This window comes from Escherichia sp. KTE172 (assembly GCF_000408845.1).
Taxonomy (GTDB): domain Bacteria; phylum Pseudomonadota; class Gammaproteobacteria; order Enterobacterales; family Enterobacteriaceae; genus Escherichia; species Escherichia coli.
Genome location: NZ_KE137316.1, coordinates 340448 through 361303, shown reverse-complemented (window position 1 = coordinate 361303; position 20856 = coordinate 340448). Strand labels below are relative to the sequence as shown.

At 48.9% G+C, this 20856-nt stretch carries 13 protein-coding genes and 1 pseudogene; 11 read left to right on the top strand and 3 right to left on the bottom strand.

Translation table 11 applies throughout. The features are described from left to right. Positions 1–8 precede the first annotated feature (8 nt). Positions 9–3056 carry a formate dehydrogenase-N subunit alpha gene (gene fdnG, locus G434_RS21875; protein WP_012602782.1) on the bottom strand — a complete coding sequence of 1016 codons (3048 nt, stop codon included), beginning with the start codon at positions 3054–3056 and terminating at the stop codon, positions 9–11. A gap of 231 nt (positions 3057–3287) precedes the next feature. On the opposite strand from fdnG, the gene yddG reads away from it, so the two are divergent. From yddG to G434_RS21930, 10 genes and pseudogenes are all read left to right on the top strand, one after another. After that, positions 3288–4169: an aromatic amino acid efflux DMT transporter YddG gene (gene yddG, locus G434_RS21885; RefSeq protein ID WP_000198203.1), complete on the top strand. Its 882-nt coding sequence runs from the start codon at positions 3288–3290 to the stop codon at positions 4167–4169. 258 nt (positions 4170–4427) lie between these two features. Continuing rightward, positions 4428–5528, top strand: coding sequence for a porin OmpC (ompC, locus tag G434_RS21890; RefSeq protein ID WP_000768393.1), 1101 nt, complete (start codon positions 4428–4430; stop codon positions 5526–5528). Between the two features lie 760 nt (positions 5529–6288). Further along, positions 6289–6576: pseudogene (locus G434_RS30635) on the top strand (hypothetical protein); the annotation flags it as partial. Between the two features lie 442 nt (positions 6577–7018). Next, a complete protein-coding gene (locus tag G434_RS21900; protein WP_000671707.1) occupies positions 7019–8275 on the top strand; it encodes a leucine-rich repeat domain-containing protein in 1257 nt (418 codons plus the stop codon). A 311-nt stretch (positions 8276–8586) separates the two neighbouring features. Next, positions 8587–9975 carry a nitrate/nitrite transporter NarU gene (gene narU, locus G434_RS21905; protein ID WP_001207931.1) on the top strand — a complete coding sequence of 463 codons (1389 nt, stop codon included), beginning with the start codon at positions 8587–8589 and terminating at the stop codon, positions 9973–9975. Between the two features lie 94 nt (positions 9976–10069). Further along, positions 10070–13810 carry a nitrate reductase Z subunit alpha gene (gene narZ / locus G434_RS21910; protein ID WP_001309496.1) on the top strand — a complete coding sequence of 1247 codons (3741 nt, stop codon included), beginning with the start codon at positions 10070–10072 and terminating at the stop codon, positions 13808–13810. Then, on the top strand, positions 13807–15351 hold the full coding sequence (narH, locus tag G434_RS21915) for a nitrate reductase subunit beta (RefSeq protein ID WP_000702560.1): 1545 nt from the start codon (positions 13807–13809) through the stop codon (positions 15349–15351). The genes narZ and narH overlap by 4 nt, the downstream gene beginning before the upstream one ends. After that, the gene (gene narW, locus G434_RS21920) at positions 15351–16046 is read left to right on the top strand and encodes a nitrate reductase molybdenum cofactor assembly chaperone (RefSeq protein WP_001166367.1); all 696 of its coding nucleotides are present in this window, start codon (positions 15351–15353) and stop codon (positions 16044–16046) included. Before narH ends, narW begins: the two co-directional genes overlap by 1 nt. Next, positions 16043–16723, top strand: coding sequence for a respiratory nitrate reductase subunit gamma (gene narI, locus G434_RS21925; RefSeq protein ID WP_000617123.1), 681 nt, complete (start codon positions 16043–16045; stop codon positions 16721–16723). The genes narW and narI overlap by 4 nt, the downstream gene beginning before the upstream one ends. 78 nt (positions 16724–16801) lie before the next feature. After that, positions 16802–17695: a PhzF family isomerase gene (locus G434_RS21930; protein WP_000804426.1), complete on the top strand. Its 894-nt coding sequence runs from the start codon at positions 16802–16804 to the stop codon at positions 17693–17695. An 88-nt stretch (positions 17696–17783) separates the two neighbouring features. On the opposite strand, the gene G434_RS29575 is transcribed toward G434_RS21930, so the two are convergent. Together G434_RS29575 and nhoA are read right to left on the bottom strand one after the other, a co-directional pair. Next, positions 17784–19132, bottom strand: a protein-coding gene (locus G434_RS29575; RefSeq protein ID WP_113621764.1) for an IS3-like element IS1397 family transposase whose coding sequence is annotated in 2 segments (ribosomal slippage) — positions 17784–18652 and positions 18652–19132 — 1350 coding nt in all. Because the reading frame shifts where the segments join, the coding sequence is not laid out codon by codon here. A gap of 80 nt (positions 19133–19212) precedes the next feature. Beyond that, a complete protein-coding gene (gene nhoA, locus G434_RS21940) occupies positions 19213–20058 on the bottom strand; it encodes an N-hydroxyarylamine O-acetyltransferase (protein WP_000187915.1) in 846 nt (281 codons plus the stop codon). Between the two features lie 174 nt (positions 20059–20232). On the opposite strand from nhoA, the gene G434_RS21945 reads away from it, so the two are divergent. Then, positions 20233–20802, top strand: a complete 570-nt coding sequence (locus G434_RS21945; RefSeq protein WP_000085922.1) for a flavin reductase family protein — start codon at positions 20233–20235, stop codon at positions 20800–20802. Positions 20803–20856 lie beyond the last annotated feature (54 nt).

Sequence of the window (20856 nt, the reverse complement as noted above, 5' to 3'; positions counted from 1 at the left end):
TCGCCCCCTTACGCCTTCTCGATGTTGACTAAGAACGCTTTATATTCCGGCGTTTGCGAGTTTGCATCACCGACATTCGGCGTCAGAGTGTTAGCGATATAACCTTTACGCGCGACACCCTCAAAGCCCCAGTGGATTGGAATACCCACCGTTTCAACCTGCTGACCGTTTACATTCAGCGGTTTCAGACGGCGCGTTACCACCGCCACCGCGCGGATAAATCCACGCTTGCTTGAGACAGTGACACGATCGCCATTATTAATGCCTTTCGCCGCCGCCAGCGTTTCGCTGATTTCCACAAACTGTTCCGGCTGAGCAATTGCGTTGAGCAACGCGTGCTTGGTCCAGGTGTGGAAGTGCTCGGTCAGACGATAGGTCGTACCCACATACGGGAACTGCTCTTTTTTACCCATCCGCAGCGCGTCTTGTTCATACAGACGAACAACCGGGTTAGACACCACGTTCGGATGCAGCGGGTTAGTGCCCAGCGGCGTTTCGATTGGCTCGTAGTGTTCCGGGAACGGACCTTCCGCCATTTTGTTGATGGCAAACAGGCGTCCCATCCCTTCCGGCTGCATGATAAACGGTCCGGTTGGTGTACCTGGCGCGGCATTGCCGAAGTCCGGAATATCGTTACCCGTCCACTTGCTGCCGTTCCACTGGATCAGCATCCGTTTCGGATCCCACGGTTTACCGTTGATATCCGCCGAAGCACGGTTGTAGAGTACGCGACGGTTGAGCGGCCACGCCCAGGCCCATCCCAGCGTATTCCCCAGACCGGACGGGTCGGAGTTATCGCGGTTAGCCATCTGGTTGCCCTGCTCTGTCCAGCTACCGGTGTAGATCCAGCAAGAAGATGCGGTTGTACCGTCATCACGCAGATGCGCAAAGCTACTCAGCAACTGACCTTTCTTCGCAATCAGCACGCCATTGGCATCATAGAGATCTTCCAGCGCGTAGCCGTTGTTCTCTTTAGCTACTTCGTCAGATTGCGGTTCGTGCGGCTGCTTGTAGTTCCAGCTCATCTTCATCAGCGGTTCTACGCCTTTACCACCTTCGGCCTGGTACAGCTCGCGCAGATGATGGTAGATACCCGCCAGAATTTCGCCGTCGTTACGCGCTTCGCCCGGCGCGTCCTGACCTTTCCAGTGCCACTGCAACCAGCGACCGGAGTTAGCAATAGAACCATCTTCTTCAGCAAAGCAGGTCGAAGGCAGACGGAATACTTCAGTCTGAATGGACGCCGGATCGACATCGTTCGACTCGCCGTGGTTCTGCCAGAAGGTAGAGGTTTCAGTCACCAGCGGATCGATAACCACCATGTACTTCAGCTTGCTCAGGCAGCTCACCACTTTGTTTTTGTCCGGGAAGGACGCAACCGGGTTAAAGCCCTGGCAGAAATAACCGGTGACTTTGCCTTCATCCATCATGTTGAAATACTTGATGACGTCGTAGGTCTGGTCCCACTTCGGCAGCCAGTCATAGCCCCAGTTGTTCTCTTTCTGTGCAGCATCACCGTAGAAAGATTTCATCAGGCTAACGAAGAACTTCGGATAGTTGCTCCAGTAGTTCACCTGATCAGCCAGCGTCGCTTTCGGCGTATTCGCTTCCAGATACGACTGCAAATCAACCTGTTTTTCTGACGGCAGCGTCAGATAACCCGGCAGGCTGGTTGAGAGCAGACCTAAGTCGGTCAGGCCCTGAATGTTGGAGTGACCACGCAATGCGTTCACGCCGCCACCAGCCATACCCATGTTACCGAGCAGCAATTGGATCATCGCCATGGTGCGGATGTTCTGCGCACCCACGGTGTGCTGCGTCCAGCCCAGCGCGTACAGGAAGGTGGTTGTGCGATCCGGCGCGCTGGTGGAGGCCAGCACTTCACACACTTTCAGGAAGTCTGCTTTTGGCGTACCGCAGATGTTTTCAACGACGTCCGGCGTGTAGCGGGAAACGTGCTCTTTCAGCAAGTTCCACACACAGCGCGGATGAGTCAGTGTTTCATCGCGTTTCGCATAGCCGTTTTCATCGAACTGATAGTTCCAGGACGATTTATCGTACTGGCGTTTTTCAGCGTCATAACCGCTGAACAGGCCATCTTCGAAAGCAAAATCATCACGCACCAGCAGGCTGGCGTTGGTGTAATGCTTAACGTATTCGGCGTTGATTTTGTTGTTTTCGATCAGGTAGCGCAAAACGCCAGACAGGAACGTAATGTCCGTACCGGAACGAATAGGTGCGTAAATATCCGCCACAGAAGCGGTACGCGTAAAACGGGGATCGACAACGATCAAGGTTGCATCGTTGTTGTTTTTCGCTTCCATCGCCCAGCGGAAACCGACGGGATGCGCTTCAGCAGCGTTACCGCCCATCACCATCACGACGTTAGCGTTTTTGATATCCACCCAGTGGTTGGTCATCGCACCGCGACCAAATGTTGGAGCAAGACTTGCTACCGTTGGTCCGTGTCAGACGCGCGCCTGGTTGTCTACCGCCAGCATCCCGAGGGAGCGGGCAAATTTTTGAGTCAGCATCCCGGTTTCGTTGCTGGCACCGGAGGCACACAGCATACCGGTAGAAAGCCAACGGTTTACCGTTACGCCCTGCTCGTTCTTTTCAATAAAGTTAGCGTCACGGTCAGCTTTCATCAGCTTCGCAATACGGGAGAATGCTTCATCCCAGCTAATGCGCTGCCATTTGTCAGAACCTGGCGCACGATATTCCGGGTAGCGCAGACGGTTTTCGCTGTTGACGTAATCCAGCAAACCGGCCCCTTTCGGGCACAGCGCACCACGGCTTACCGGATGATCCGGGTCACCTTCAATGTGATAAATCGCTTCTCTGGCGTTTTTCGCGCCATCACCCAGGCTATACATCAATAGCCCGCAACCTACGGAACAGTATGTGCAGGTGTTACGGATCTCTTTCGCGCGTAATAATTTATAGTTTCGCGCCTGAGCCAGTGCTTGCTTCGGGGCAAAGCCCAATGCCGCTACCGTTGTTCCAGCCATACCGCCCGCGCAGATTTTAAAAAATTGTCTGCGACTGACGTCCATTGCTTTCCTCTTTTTTCAGGGGTATTACTGCGCGAGGAAACTAACAGCAAAATTCTGAATCTTTTTGCGCGAAATCAAAAAGAACACGTGTTTGCCACAAAATAATCCGCCTGCGCAAATTGACCTACCTCAATAGCGGTAGAAAAACGCACCACTGCCTGACAGGCCAGTTAAAAAAATGCTATAAAATTCAGCTTAATTTTTAACGGCAAGAGAGACAAAACAGCGAGCATGACACGACAAAAAGCAACGCTCATAGGGCTAATAGCGATCGTCCTGTGGAGCACGATGGTAGGATTGATTCGCGGTGTCAGTGAGGGGCTCGGCCCGGTCGGCGGCGCAGCTGCTATCTATTCATTAAGCGGGCTGCTGTTAATCTTCACGGTTGGATTTCCGCGTATTCGGCAGATCCCGAAAGGCTATTTACTCGCCGGGTGTCTGTTATTCGTCAGCTATGAAATCTGTCTGGCGCTTTCCTTAGGATATGCGGCGACCCGTCATCAGGCGATTGAAGTGGGTATGGTGAACTATCTGTGGCCCAGCCTGACAATTCTCTTTGCCATTCTGTTTAATGGTCAGAAAACCAACTGGCTGATTGTACCAGGATTATTATTAGCCCTGGTTGGCGTCTGCTGGGTGTTAGGTGGTGACAATGGGTTACATTATGATGAAATCATCAATAATATCACCACCAGCCCATTGAGTTATTTCCTGGCGTTTATTGGTGCGTTTATCTGGGCAGCCTACTGCACAGTAACGAATAAATACGCACGCGGATTTAACGGAATTACCGTTTTTGTCCTGCTAACGGGAGCAAGTCTGTGGGTTTACTATTTTCTCACGCCACAACCAGAAATGGTATTTAGCACGCCAGTCATGATTAAACTCATCTCTGCGGCATTTACCTTAGGATTTGCTTATGCTGCATGGAACGTCGGTATATTACATGGCAACGTCACCATTATGGCGGTAGGTTCGTATTTTACGCCCGTCCTTTCCTCAGCGCTTGCAGCCGTGCTGCTCAGCGCCCCGCTGTCGTTCTCGTTCTGGCAAGGCGCGCTAATGGTCTGCGGCGGTTCCCTGCTCTGCTGGCTGGCGACACGTCGTGGCTAAAATAATTGTCGGGTCTACGGCCCGGCAGTTAATCAGATAAATTCCGACAATATAAAAAAATAAATTTCAAATACCAGTAGTTCACCTTATATTTCATTTCGACTTCGATCACATATCGATAAATAATATTATTTCATCTATTTTTCTCATTGTTTTTAATCACCATTCTATTTTAAAAACAGTATGTCATTTATAAATGACGCCGTTTAAAATTCGTTTAGAAAATACGTTTAACGATAATTAAAAGGATTCTGTTAAATGAAATTAAAAATAGTTGCGGTGGTTGTAACTGGTTTGTTAGCTGCGAACGTAGCACACGCTGCCGAAGTCTATAACAAGGATGGTAATAAACTCGACCTTTATGGCAAGGTTACCGCTCTACGTTATTTTACTGATGATAAGCGTGACGATGGTGATAAAACTTATGCCCGTCTCGGCTTTAAAGGAGAAACGCAAATCAATGATCAAATGATTGGTTTTGGTCACTGGGAATATGATTTTAAAGGCTATAACGATGAAGCCAACGGCTCGCGCGGTAACAAGACCCGTCTGGCCTATGCAGGTTTAAAAATTAGTGAATTTGGCTCTCTGGACTATGGTCGTAACTACGGTGTCGGCTATGACATTGGTTCATGGACCGATATGTTGCCAGAATTTGGTGGCGATACCTGGAGTCAGAAAGATGTCTTCATGACATACCGTACTACCGGTGTGGCAACCTATCGCAACTACGATTTCTTCGGCTTAATTGAAGGTCTGAACTTTGCCGCGCAATATCAAGGCAAAAATGAACGCACTGACAATGGTCATCTTTATGGTGCTGACTACACGCGTGCCAATGGTGACGGTTTCGGTATCTCCTCAACTTATGTTTATGATGGCTTTGGTATCGGTGCGGTGTATACCAAATCCGATCGGACAAATGCGCAGGAAAGAGCCGCTGCTAATCCTCTCAATGCCTCCGGTAAGAATGCAGAACTGTGGGCTACAGGTATAAAATATGATGCCAACAACATCTACTTTGCAGCTAATTACGCTGAAACATTAAACATGACCACCTATGGCGATGGTTATATCTCTAACAAAGCACAAAGTTTTGAAGTAGTGGCACAATATCAATTCGACTTCGGCTTGCGCCCATCACTCGCTTACCTGAAATCGAAAGGCAGAGATCTGGGCCGCTACGGCGACCAGGACATGATTGAGTATATCGACGTTGGTGCGACGTATTTCTTCAACAAAAATATGTCGACCTATGTTGATTATAAAATCAACCTGATTGATGAAAGCGACTTTACCCGTGCCGTAGATATTCGCACCGATAACATCGTCGCAACGGGCATTACCTATCAGTTCTAACATCCTCTCCTGACCAGCCCTTCTCTGGGCTGGTTTTTGATTTAAGTGCTGCTGTATGACTCCTTAAGTAAAAATGAGCAATTTTTGATATTTCTGGTCATTCACCTCAATTAATATTATTCCATACCCTCCGGGGACATCTTACTATAATATTTATTGATGAGTGATTATGACCAATATTAATACAGCTTGTGTAAAAAATAATGCCAGTTATCAATTAAATAACGCATTACCTAACAAAGAAACCATCTCCAGCAATTTTTGTGAACGACTGGCACAATGGGGTAATAAGTCGCTTAATAATGGTGAAGAAAGAGCTATTGCCGTAGAGCGAATTAAAGAAGCTTACAATTCGAACATGGCATCTCTTGATTTGTCATATCTTGATTTGAGTGAGTTACCGCCTATCCCCTCGACAGTTAACACGTTAAATCTGGAAAAAAATTGTCTCACTTGTCTTGACTTTACTGACAATGCCAGCCTCGTCAATATCAACCTCAGCTTTAATAAAATTAAAACGATAACCTTTCCAAATGAATCAAAACTGGAAAATATTTATATTGATCACAACAATCTGGAAAATTTGGATTTAAAAAATCAGTATTCATTGGTTAACCTGGAAGCGCAAAATAACAACCTGACAAAAATTAATATTTCTGATAGTTATAAACTGAAATTTCTTAATCTTGATTATAACAAGCTAGCATCGCTGGATCTCTCCCGGCAAGAATCTCTGATTGAGTTAAGTGCCCATCACAATATGATCACTGACCTTATATTACACAATCATCCCAGGATGAAAAAAATCACTTTAAACGACAACCATATTGCACACTTAAACGCGAAAACCACTACAAAACTGGAATATTTAAACTTAAGCAATAACAATTTATTGCCAACAGATGACATTGATCAATTAATATCATCAAAACATCTTTGGCATGTATTAGTTAACGGCATCAACAATGATCCACTTGCCCAAATGCAGTACTGGACTGCAGTAAGAAATATAATTGATGACACTAATGAAGTGACCATTGAATTATCTTATAACCTGGCAATCACAAATATCGATACCAGCGATGAACATCTTGTAGAAGTAAGCGAGAATTCCGAAGGAAATCATATAAAAGACAATGACTCAATGTCTATTCGTTATAGATCAAAATATTATTCCAGAGAGTACGCTTTAATAGAAGAAGAAACAATATTTTCTGACGCAGAACTAAAAGCCATTCTGCCTATGCATCGCATGTACGGGGTTGGTGACTATAAGTCAAATTCCTCTTCTCTACCCTCACACTCGGGGCTAAAGGACCCAACGGGCACACCCGTCTGTTATTATATTCATAATGAGGATAAACCTTCCTTAGGTTATGGTTCAACACCCAATAATTGGTTAAGCCAATTCTTTTCTACAGAGTTATAAAACACATCCTGATTTATCAAGGGTGATAAATCAGAAAAGAAAGTATTACTACGGAGCAGTTATGAAATTCCCTTCAATATTTAATAAAATAAATCCACAATCCATACAGCAACATCCAGAAAAAAATGAACTTAACTGGATGCTCGAATTAAATCAATGGAAAGCAGAACGCATACTTACAGGTGAAATCCATCGTCCGGAATGCCGAAACGAAGCCGCTAAAAGGATAAATTGTGCTTTTTTGTCGAAACAGAATAATATTGATTTATCAGGGCTTAATTTAACTACTCAACCACCAGGACTGCAAAACTTCACCTCTATCAATCTTGATGAGAACCAACTCAAACATTTTGATGCAACCACCTACGATAGACTCATCAACCTTAGTCTGAATAGTAATGCTCTTGAGTCAATAAATTTTCCTCAAGGTAGAAATGTAAGCATTACACATATATCTATGAATAATAATTCTCTCAGAAATATTGATATAGATAGGCTTTCATCAATTACTTATTTTAGTGCGGCACATAATCAACTAGAGTTTGTGCAATTAGAATGTTGCGAAAGGCTGCAGTACCTGAATCTCAGCCACAATCAATTAACTGATATTGTTGCAGGAAATAAAGATGAACTCTTACTTCTGGATCTATCCCATAATAAACTAACAAGTTTACATAATACCTTATTTCCCAACTTGAATACGTTACTTATCAACAACAACTTGCTTTCTGAAATTAAAATATTCTTTAGCAACTTCTGCAATATTCAGACATTAAACGCTGCGAACAATCAGTTGGAAAAAATAAACCTTCATTTCCTGACTTATCTTTCATCTATCAAAAGTTTAAGGCTGGACAATAATAAAATAACCCGCATTGACACTAAGAATACGTCCGATATTGGAACTTTATTCCCCATAATAAAACAGAGCAAAAACTTAAATTTTTTAAATGTTTCTGGGAAGAACAATTGCCCTACTATGCAGCTCATGTTATTTAATTTATTTTCCCCAGCACTTAAGCTTAATACTGGCCTGGCAATTCTTTCGCCTGGTGCATTTGAAATTCACTCTGAAGGAGTAGATGTGGATAACGAATTGTTTCACTATACTATTAAAGAAGCATATACCCCATATAATATACACACTTATAAAACAGAAGAAGTTGTAAATCAGATGAATATAAAAATTAAAAATATGACATTAGATGAAATAAACAATACTTACTGTAATAACGATTATTACAATGAAGCGATAAGAGAGGAACCGATAGACTTTCTGGACAGATCGTTTTCCTCCAGCTCATGGCCTTTTCAGTGAATAAATCATCACTAATTCTATAAGTGTCTGGTCTTGTTGAAAATATAAACCCTTTGGATTCATCATCTGAAGGGTTGGATCATGACATGCATACATAGCTTAACATCCGTTTAATGGTTAGCTTGTTAGTTACATTTAGTAACACATATCTGTCTGTTTAATCCCCATTCTGCCCCCGCGGTTACGCTTTCTTATCTATTCTTTCAATCAGCACTTCACCTAATTCATCCTTAATTCTAATAACTGGCTATTGCGCCTTACCTCCTGTTTTGTCTTTTTTTCATTACCAATGTGTACATGTGAGGAACAATATGGCACTGCAAAATGAGAAAACTAGTCGTTATCTTTTGCGCGACTGGAAACCAGAAAATCCGGCCTTCTGGGAAAATAAAGGAAAACATATTGCACGAAGAAACCTCTGGATATCAGTCAGTTGTCTACTTCTTGCCTTCTGTGTCTGGATGCTATTTAGCGCAGTTACTGTTAATCTCAATAAAATCGGTTTTAATTTCACTACCGATCAACTCTTTTTATTAACCGCATTACCCTCCGTTTCTGGCGCATTATTGCGTGTTCCCTACTCCTTTATGGTGCCTATATTTGGTGGACGCCGATGGACGGTTTTTAGTACTGCAATCCTGATTATTCCTTGCGTCTGGCTCGGAATTGCCGTGCAGAATCCGAATACTCCTTTTGGGATATTTATCGTTATCGCTTTGCTATGCGGTTTTGCAGGTGCGAACTTTGCTTCGAGCATGGGCAATATCAGTTTCTTCTTCCCAAAAGCCAAACAAGGGAGCGCACTTGGGATTAATGGCGGATTAGGAAACTTAGGTGTAAGTGTGATGCAGCTGGTTGCACCGCTGGTCATTTTTATACCCGTATTTGCCTTTCTCGGCGTCAATGGCGTACCGCAGGCCGACGGTTCGGTGATGTCGCTGGCGAATGCCGCATGGATTTGGGTGCCATTACTGGCGATTGCCACGATCGCCGCCTGGTCAGGGATGAATGATATCGCCAGTTCACGCGCGTCAATTGCCGACCAGCTGCCAGTGTTACAACGCCTGCATCTCTGGCTGCTGAGCCTGCTTTACCTTGCCACCTTCGGTTCGTTTATCGGTTTTTCTGCGGGTTTTGCCATGCTGGCGAAAACTCAGTTCCCTGATGTGAATATTCTGCGCCTGGCGTTCTTTGGCCCATTTATTGGTGCCATCGCGCGGTCGGTTGGTGGTGCTATTTCCGATAAATTCGGCGGCGTGCGGGTGACGTTGATCAACTTCATTTTTATGGCGATTTTCAGCGCCCTGCTGTTCCTTACCTTACCGGGCACAGGCTCCGGTAATTTCATCGCATTTTACGCCGTATTTATGGGGTTGTTTCTGACCGCAGGTCTGGGAAGTGGTTCTACTTTCCAGATGATCGCCGTCATCTTTCGCCAGATAACCATTTATCGGGTGAAGATGAAAGGCGGTAGTGATGAGCAAGCTCAGAGAGAAGCCGTCACCGAAACGGCGGCGGCTCTGGGCTTTATCTCAGCCATTGGCGCAGTGGGCGGCTTTTTCATTCCGCAGGCGTTTGGCATGTCGCTCAATATGACCGGCTCTCCGGTAGGCGCGATGAAAGTGTTTTTAATCTTCTACATCGTTTGTGTGCTGCTGACCTGGCTGGTTTATGGTCGGCGGAAGTTCAGCCAAAAATAAGAGATCGATGCCAGACACGTCTTATCAGGCTACAACCGTGTCGCATCCGACAAGGCATCAGATCCCAATTCATTCCTGGAGCAGGAGTTATGTCATGAGTAAACTTTTGGATCGCTTTCGCTACTTCAAACAAAAGGGCGAAACCTTTGCCGATGGTCACGGACAGGTGATGCATAGCAACCGCGACTGGGAGGACAGCTATCGCCAGCGTTGGCAGTTCGACAAAATCGTGCGTTCCACCCACGGTGTTAACTGTACAGGCTCCTGTAGCTGGAAAATCTACGTTAAAAATGGTCTGGTGACCTGGGAAATCCAACAGACCGACTACCCGCGCACTCGCCCTGACCTGCCCAATCATGAACCTCGCGGCTGCCCGCGTGGCGCAAGTTACTCCTGGTATCTCTACAGCGCTAACCGTCTGAAATACCCGCTCATTCGTAAACGACTGATTGAACTGTGGCGCGAAGCCCTCAAGCAACACAGCGATCCGGTACTGGCGTGGGCATCGATTATGAACGATCCGCAAAAGTGCCTGAGCTACAAACAAGTACGTGGACGCGGCGGCTTTATCCGCTCTAACTGGCAGGAGCTAAATCAGCTGATTGCTGCCGCTAACGTCTGGACCATCAAAACTTACGGCCCGGATCGCGTTGCCGGTTTCTCGCCGATCCCGGCGATGTCGATGGTTTCTTACGCCGCCGGAACACGTTATCTGTCGCTGTTAGGTGGCACCTGTTTAAGTTTCTATGACTGGTATTGCGACCTGCCGCCTGCCTCGCCGATGACCTGGGGCGAGCAAACCGACGTGCCAGAATCTGCCGACTGGTATAACTCCAGCTACATCATCGCCTGGGGGTCTAACGTACCTCAGACACGTACGCCGGACGCCCACTTCTTTACCGAAGTACGCTACAAAGGCACTAAAACCATCGCCATTACCCCTGACTACTCTGAAGTGGCCAAATTGTGCGACCAGTGGCTGGCACCGAAACAAGGCACTGATAGCGCCCTGGCGATGGCAATGGGCCATGTCATTTTAAAAGAGTTTCATCTCGATAATCCCAGCGATTATTTTATCAACTACTGCCGCCGCTACAGCGACATGCCGATGCTGGTAATGCTGGAACCTCGCGACGACGGCAGCTACGTTCCCGGGCGCATGGTCCGCGCATCTGACCTGGTGAATGGACTGGGCGAAAGCAACAATCCGCAGTGGAAAACCGTGGCGGTTAATACCGCAGGTGAACTGGTGGTGCCGAACGGTTCGATTGGTTTTCGCTGGGGAGAAAAAGGCAAATGGAATCTTGAATCCATTGCCGCCGGTACGGAAACCGAATTGTCGTTAACTCTGCTCGGTCAACATGATGCCGTTGCAGGCGTGGCCTTCCCCTACTTTGGCGGCATTGAAAATCCGCATTTTCGCAGCGTAAAAAACAATCCTGTCCTGGTGCGTCAATTACCCGTTAAAAACCTGACATTAGCCGATGGCAGCACCTGTCCGGTGGTCAGCGTTTATGATTTGGTACTGGCGAATTACGGCCTCGATCGCGGGCTGGAAGATGAAAACAGCGCGAAAGATTACGCTGAAATCAAACCGTACACCCCAGCCTGGGGTGAGCAAATTACCGGTGTGCCGCGCCAGTATATTGAAACCATCGCTCGTGAATTTGCCGATACTGCCCATAAAACGCATGGACGCTCGATGATTATCCTCGGCGCAGGTGTTAACCACTGGTACCACATGGACATGAACTACCGGGGAATGATCAACATGCTGATCTTCTGCGGTTGTGTCGGGCAAAGCGGTGGCGGCTGGGCACACTATGTCGGTCAGGAAAAACTGCGCCCGCAAACCGGCTGGTTGCCGCTGGCCTTTGCGCTCGATTGGAACCGACCACCGCGCCAGATGAACAGCACCTCGTTTTTCTACAATCATTCCAGCCAATGGCGCTATGAAAAAGTCTCTGCTCAGGAGTTACTTTCACCGCTCGCCGATGCCAGTAAGTACAGCGGTCATCTGATTGATTTCAACGTTCGTGCCGAACGTATGGGCTGGCTACCTTCTGCGCCGCAGCTGGGGCGTAACCCGCTCGGGATTAAAGCTGAAGCCGACAAGGCCGGATTATCCCCCACAGAATTTACCGCCCAGGCGCTGAATTCGGGCGATTTACGCATGGCCTGCGAACAACCAGATAGCGGCAGCAATCATCCGCGTAATTTGTTTGTCTGGCGTTCTAACCTGCTTGGCTCCTCCGGCAAAGGCCACGAGTATATGCAGAAGTATCTGCTGGGAACCGAAAGTGGGATTCAGGGTCAGGAACTCGGTGCCAGCGACGGGATCAAACCAGAAGAAGTCGAGTGGCAAACTGCGGCGATTGAAGGCAAGCTCGACCTGCTGGTGACGCTCGACTTCCGTATGTCCAGTACCTGCCTGTTCTCCGATATCGTTCTGCCCACCGCCACCTGGTACGAAAAAGACGATATGAACACCTCGGATATGCATCCGTTTATTCATCCCCTATCTGCGGCGGTCGATCCGGCGTGGGAATCACGCAGCGACTGGGAAATCTACAAAGGTATTGCCAAAGCCTTTTCGCAAGCGTGCGTGGGCCATCTTGGCAAAGAAACCGACGTGGTATTACAACCACTGCTGCATGACTCTCCGGCAGAACTCTCACAGCCGTGTGAAGTGCTCGACTGGCGCAAAGGCGAATGCGATCTGATTCCAGGTAAAACTGCGCCCAATATTGTGGCGGTGGAACGCGACTACCCTGCTACCTATGAACGCTTTACCTCGCTCGGGCCATTGATGGACAAACTTGGCAACGGCGGTAAAGGGATTTCGTGGAATACCCAGGATGAAATCGATTTCCTCGGCAAACTCAACTACACCAAGCGTGAAGGCCCAGCACAGGGGCGTCCGCTGATTGACACCGCCATTGACGCATCAGAAGTGATTCTGGCGCTGGCACCGGAAACCAACGGTCATGTTGCAGTCAAAGCGTGGCAGGCGCTGGGCGAGATCACCGGACGCGAACATACCCATCTGGCGCTGCACAAAGAGGACGAGAAGATTCGCTTTCGCGATATTCAGGCGCAGCCACGTAAAATTATCTCCAGCCCCACATGGTCTGGTCTGGAAAGCGATCACGTCTCCTATAACGCGGGATACACCAACGTTCATGAGTTAATTCCGTGGCGCACGCTGTCGGGACGCCAGCAGCTTTATCAGGATCATCCGTGGATGCGTGCTTTTGGTGAAAGCCTGGTGGCTTATCGCCCGCCTATCGACACCCGTAGCGTCAGTGAAATGCGCCAGATACCGCCAAACGGCTTCCCGGAAAAAGCACTTAACTTCCTGACGCCGCACCAGAAATGGGGCATTCACTCAACCTACAGTGAAAACCTGCTAATGCTGACGCTCTCTCGCGGTGGACCAATTGTCTGGATCAGCGAAACCGATGCCCGTGAACTGACCATTGTCGATAACGACTGGGTGGAAGTGTTTAACGCCAACGGCGCGCTGACTGCCCGCGCGGTGGTCAGCCAACGTGTACCGCCGGGTATGACCATGATGTATCACGCCCAGGAACGCATTATGAATATTCCTGGTTCGGAAGTAACTGGCATGCGCGGCGGCATTCATAACTCGGTCACCCGCGTTTGTCCGAAACCAACGCATATGATTGGCGGTTACGCGCAGCTGGCCTGGGGCTTTAACTACTACGGCACCGTCGGCTCGAACCGCGACGAATTCATCATGATCCGCAAGATGAAGAACGTTAACTGGCTGGATGATGAAGGTCGCGATCAGGTACAGGAGGCGAAAAAATGAAAATACGTTCGCAAGTCGGCATGGTGCTTAACCTCGATAAATGTATCGGCTGCCATACCTGTTCGGTGACCTGTAAAAACGTCTGGACCGGACGCGAAGGCATGGAGTACGCATGGTTTAACAACGTCGAAACCAAACCGGGCATTGGTTATCCGAAAAACTGGGAAGATCAGGAAGAGTGGCAAGGCGGCTGGGTGCGTGATGTGAATGGCAAGATCCGCCCGCGTCTGGGCAGCAAGATGGGCGTAATAACCAAAATCTTCGCTAACCCGGTGGTGCCGCAGATTGATGATTACTACGAACCTTTCACTTTCGACTACGAACATTTGCATAGCGCACCGGAAGGCAAACATATCCCTACTGCTCGTCCGCGTTCACTGATTGACGGCAAACGGATGGACAAAGTGATCTGGGGGCCAAACTGGGAAGAATTGTTGGGCGGCGAATTCGAAAAACGCGCCCGTGACCGCAACTTCGAGGCCATGCAAAAGGAGATGTACGGGCAGTTTGAAAACACCTTCATGATGTACCTGCCGCGCTTGTGCGAACACTGCCTCAATCCCAGTTGCGTGGCGACCTGCCCAAGCGGCGCTATCTACAAACGCGAAGAAGACGGCATTGTGCTGATCGATCAGGATAAATGCCGTGGCTGGCGTTTGTGCATTAGCGGTTGTCCGTACAAAAAAATCTACTTCAACTGGAAAAGCGGCAAGTCAGAAAAATGTATCTTCTGTTACCCACGAATTGAGTCAGGCCAACCCACCGTGTGCTCAGAAACCTGCGTGGGTCGCATCCGGTATCTGGGCGTGCTGCTTTACGACGCTGACCGCATCGAGGAAGCGGCGAGCACCGAGCGTGAAGTTGACCTCTATGAACGCCAGTGCGAAGTATTCCTCGATCCACACGATCCCTCAGTGATCGAGGAAGCCCTGAAACAAGGTATTCCACAAAACGTGATTGAAGCTGCCCAGCGTTCGCCAGTCTACAAAATGGCGATGGACTGGAAACTGGCGCTACCGCTGCACCCTGAATACCGCACCCTGCCGATGGTCTGGTACGTTCCTCCGCTGTCACCGATTCAGTCCTACGCAGATGCGGGCGGTTTGCCGAAAAGCGAAGGCGTGCTGCCAGCCATCGAGAGCCTGCGTATTCCTGTGCAATATCTCGCCAATATGTTAAGTGCCGGCGATACCGGTCCGGTACTGCGGGCGCTAAAACGGATGATGGCGATGCGCCACTATATGCGTTCACAAACCGTGGAAGGCGTTACCGATACCCGCGCCATTGACGAAGTAGGCCTGAGCGTCGCCCAGGTCGAAGAGATGTATCGCTACCTCGCCATTGCCAACTATGAAGACCGTTTTGTCATTCCAACCAGTCATCGGGAAATGGCGGGCGATGCCTTCGCAGAACGCAATGGCTGCGGTTTTACCTTTGGCGACGGTTGCCACGGCTCGGACAGCAAATTCAACCTGTTCAACAGTAGCCGTATCGATGCCATCAACATCACCGAAGTACGCGACAAAGCGGAGGGCGAATAATGCAGATCCTCAAAGTGATCGGCCTGTTGATGGAGTATCCGGACGAGCTGTTATGGGAATGTAAGGAGGACGCGCTGGCGTTGATCCGCCGCGACGCACCGATGCTTACGGATTTTACCCGCAACCTGCTTAACGCGCCGCTGCTGGATAAACAGGCCGAATGGTGCGAAGTGTTTGACCGTGGACGTACCACATCGCTGCTGCTGTTCGAACATGTTCATGCCGAGTCCCGCGATCGCGGCCAGGCAATGGTGGACCTGCTGGCGGAGTATGAAAAGGTCGGCCTGCAGTTGGATTGTCGAGAACTGCCCGATTATCTACCGCTGTATCTGGAGTACTTAAGCGTACTGCCGGACGATCAGGCGAAAGAAGGCTTGCTCAACGTTGCGCCGATCCTCGCCCTGCTTGGCGGACGCTTAAAACAACGCGAGGCACCGTGGTACGCGTTATTTGACACCCTGTTGCAACTGGCAGGAAGTACACTTTCAAGTGACAGTGTCACAAAACAGGTGAACAGTGAGGAGCGCGATGACACCCGCCAGGCACTGGATGCGGTGTGGGAAGAGGAACAGGTGAAGTTTATTGAAGATAACGCCACGGCGTGTGACAGCTCGCCGCTTAATCAATATCAGCGACGCTTTAGCCAGGATGTCGCGCCGCAGTATGTCGACATCAGTGCGGGAGGTGGGAAATGATTCAGTATCTGAACGTCTTTTTTTATGATATCTACCCGTACATTTGTGCGACAGTGTTTTTCCTCGGCAGCTGGCTGCGCTACGACTACGGGCAGTATACCTGGCGCGCCTCCTCGAGTCAGATGCTCGATAAACGCGGGATGGTGATATGGTCGAATCTGTTCCATATCGGCATTTTGGGGATTTTCTTCGGGCACCTGTTCGGCATGTTAACGCCGCACTGGATGTACGCGTGGTTTCTGCCGGTGGCGGTAAAACAGCAGATGGCGATGGTGCTCGGTGGTATTTGCGGTGTATTGACGTTGATTGGCGGCGCAGGACTGCTGTGGCGCAGGCTGACTAATCAGCGCGTGCGTGCCACTTCCACTACGCCGGATATTATCATCATGAGCATTTTGCTGATTCAGTGTCTGCTGGGGCTAAGTACCATACCGTTTTCAGCACAGTATCCTGATGGTAGCGAAATGATGAAGCTGGTGGGTTGGGCGCAAAGCATTGTCACTTTCCGTGGTGGATCGTCAGAAATGCTTAACGGCGTAGCGTTCGTTTTCCGCCTGCATCTGGTGTTGGGAATGACCATCTTCCTGCTCTTCCCGTTCACCCGACTGGTGCATGTGTGGAGCGCGCCGTTTGAGTACTTTACTCGTCGGTATCAGATTGTGCGCTCGCGGCGATAATTTCACCCTGGCCGGATAGCCCTTCGCTCTCCGGCCACTTGCAGGCTATGATAGTTCTCCAGCCACAGGAGAACGTTAATGAAACCGCAGGTGTACCACGTCGATGCTTTTACCTCACAACCGTTTCGCGGCAATTCTGCCGGTGTTGTTTTCCCCGCCGATAATCTCAGTGAAGCGCAAATGCAGCTTATCGCCCGCGAATTAGGTCATTCGGAAACTGCTTTTCTGCTGCACAGCGACGACAGCGATGTGCGCATCCGCTACTTTACGCCAACAGTTGAAGTGCCGATTTGTGGTCACGCGACAGTAGCTGCGCACTATGTACGTGCGAAGGTGTTAGGTTTAGGAAATTGCACGGTCTGGCAAACGTCACTGTCAGGAAAACATCGCGTGACTATCGAAAATCACAACGATGATTATCGTATTTCGCTGGAACAAGGTACGCCGGGCTTTGAGCCACCGCTGGAAGGTGAAACACGTGCAGCGATTATCAACGCGCTTCATCTCACTGAGGACGATATTTTGTCAGGCTTGCCAATTCAGGTGGCAACCACAGGACACTCAAAAGTGATGATCCCACTGAAACCAGAAGTGGATATCGACGCCCTTTCGCCTGATCTTGCTGCGCTGACCGCTATCAGCAAACAGATTGGCTGCAATGGTTTCTTCCCGTTCCAGATCCGCCCAGGCAAAAATGAAACCGATGGTCGCATGTTCTCGCCTGCGATTGGTATTGTGGAAGATCCGGTGACTGGCAATGCCAATGGCCCGATGGGTGCATGGTTGGTACATCACAACGTATTGCCCCACGATGGCAACGTGTTGCATGTTAAAGGCCATCAGGGGCGCGCATTGGGGCGTGACGGCGTGATTGAAGTGACGGTGACAATTCGCAATAACCAACCGGAGAAAGTCACCATTTCTGGCACAGCGGTGATTTTGTTTCATGCCGAATGGGCAATTGAATTCTGAAACCGTTGCCTGATGCGCTTCGCTTATCAGGTCTATGTATGCCGGATAAGGCGTTTTGAACTGAACCCCAAAACCTGGACAGTTTCAGTTAACCGGCTTTTTGATACTCAGTCCGGTATTCTACCGGGCTGAGTCCCCCAAGACTGAGTTTTATTCTTTTTTGATTCCAGTAAGTTATGTATTCGTTAACGGCATTTTCCAGCTCTTCTACACTTCTGTAGTCCCGGCGATAGTACATTTCTTCTTTCAGGTGACCAAAGAAATTCTCCATTACCGCATTATCAAGGCAGTTGCCCTTGCGCGACATGCTCTGCACTAACCCTTTGTCTGCCAGGGCAGACTGATAACTTTTTATCCGGTAATGCCACCCTTGATCACTGTGGAGCAGCGGTTTTTCTCCTTCTGCAAGGCTTTCCAGCCCCTTATTTAACATGCGCTTCACCAGCTCCTCTGTAGGCCTGCAGGCAGTTTCCCACGCCACGATTTCCCCGTTAAACAAATCAAGTATCGGGGACAGGTACAGTTTTTGTCCGCCAGCCCTGAATTCGGTGATATCTGTCACCCATTTCTCACAGGGAGCTTCCGCTTTGAACTGCCGCTGAAGGATATTTTCTGCAGCGAGTCCCATATTTCCCCGGTAAGACCGGTATTTCTTCAGGCGCACAGGAGACTTCAGGCCGAGCTGTTGCATCAGTTTTCGCACTGTTTTGCCACTGAACTTAAGACCTCTTTTCTGAAGCTCACAATGGATCCGCCGGTACCCATAACATCCCCGGTGTTCATGGAAGATGGAGGCTATGAGCTGTTTCACATCAGCATACTTGTCCTTAGCCTTCTGCAGTGACAGCTGGTAGTACAGCGTGCTTCTGGCCAGCCCTGCAGCCTTTAACAGGTCAGACTGGCAGTGTCCGCACCTCAGGCTCCGGATGACTTTCGTTTTTTCTCCAGCTCCTGGCGCTTTTTTTCCAGGAGATGCTCCTGCATGGCTTTCAGATATGCATTTTCTGCGCGAAGATAACGCAGCTCATTCTTCATCTCTTCCGGCGTCATGTTTGCCTCGTTTTCATGGGTATCATCAGAACGGGTCATGCTTTTCTCCTTCCTGCGCCTGATAAAGGCCTCATTACCAGATTTGCGGTAGCCTTTTATCCAGTTTTTAACCGTGTTGTGGCTGGGAATGTTAAACCGGGCAGCTACCCGGGGTAGAGACTCAGAATGCCCGAGAGCATAAAGAACCACGCAAAGTTTATCTTCAGGAGAATAGCTACGCTTGTGTCTGCAATCCAGTGCCCGAGGACCGTGAAGAAGAAAAAGATTAATCCAGTGTGAGAGGCTGGTGTGAGAAAGTTGAAAGAGTTTTACCGTAGAAATGATGCCTGCATGACCAGCCAGGTAATGATTTACAGCGGCAAGTTTTACTTCAAATGAATGTTTCATAAACTGCACCTTCAGATGTCAGATTATGTCCAACATTTGGGGTGCAGTTCATTACGCCGCATCCGGCAACCTGACATAAATTATTTTCCCGCCTCCGGGTGCGTATCAAACGCCGCCATCACCATCGCTAACTCATCCACAGTAAAGCCATGTTTCGCATCATCTACGCCCAGACCAAACTGTTCCTGCATCACGGCATATAACGACGCCACATCTGGTAGATTTCGCTGCTCCACCGCGTGCCCATTTTCATAATGGGTAAAATGAAAATTGGTCAGTGTCAGCTTGCCGCCGTCCGGCAAATGGCGGCACATCAGCAAATGATGGCGAAAATGCGACTGCGGCCAGTGCGCAGACCAGAAATTGCCCATTACATAATCGCTTTGTTGCTGCTCGCAGAGATCAAAACGGTACATCGACTGCCAGTGCTGATGATGATTAAACTGCAACACCCAATCATCACCCTCCTGTAACAACCGATACTCTCCGTGTGGCGTGATCTGCACGAGATCGGGAACTAAACGAATCGGCGCGGTTAGCGTCTGTCCACCGAAACCGACATCAGCAATCCATTTTTCCCCTTCCAGTTCCACCAACAACAAACGATGGGTGCGCGGCGGTAATGCTGGCGGATTTGATAACACTACGCGCCCTAACAAGCTGCGAACGTTAAACCCCAGCTCGCGTAACACCCGCTCAAACACGCCATTCTGCTCAAAACAGTAACCACCACGACGGGCTGTCACCAGTTTCTCTTCCAGCGATTGATCATCAAGCTGTATTTCCCTTGGCAGCAAAACGTCGAGGTTTTCGAATGGAATGGTGCAATTGTGTTTCAGGTGCAATGCACGCAGCGTATCAATATTGACCGCAGCAGCTCCCGACCAGTTAATACGGGCAAAATAATGATTCAGAATGGGCGTCATCAGGCGTTTCCCTTAGTGGTTTTCTCAACTTATAACCTGGAATAGACGCCGCACCGGCTATTTTGTGCGATCGCGGACATGCATCACGTTCGCAAATCGCCAATCCCGTTAATTTCGTTACTTATAGCGTTACGAGCTACGCTTTTAAAACCCCCTTCTTAGCGAGGCGATACCGTGAGCCGATTCATCCCTGTCGAATTACACCATGCCAGCCGTCTGTTAAATCATGGCCCAACTATTTTAATAACAACTTTTGATGAAAAATCACAGCGACGTAATGTGATGGCTGCGGCCTGGTCGATGCCGGTAGAGTTTGAACCGCCACGTGTTGCGATCGTGGTAGATAAATCGACATGGACCAGGGAGTTGATTGAACGTAACGGTAAATTTGGCATCGTTATCCCGGGCGTTGCAGCAACTAACTGGACGTGGGCGGTGGGAAGTGTGTCGGGTCGTGAAGAAGATAAATTTAATTGCTACGGCATTCCAGTAGTGAAAGGTCCGGTACTTGGTTTGCCTCTGGTCGAGGAAAAATGTCTGGCGTGGATGGAGTGCCGCTTGCTACCTGCGACTTCCGCGCAAGAAAAATACGACACGCTGTTTGGCGAGGTGGTATCAGCAGCGGCAGACGCACGGGTATTTGTCGAAGGCCGCTGGCAGTTTGATGATGATAAACTCAATAAACTACATCACTTAGGTGCTGGCACGTTTGTTACCAGCGGCAAGCGAGTCACCGCGGGCTAAAGAATCATATGCAGCAACCAAGTTGCTTAAGCAATGTTTCAATATGAGTTAAAA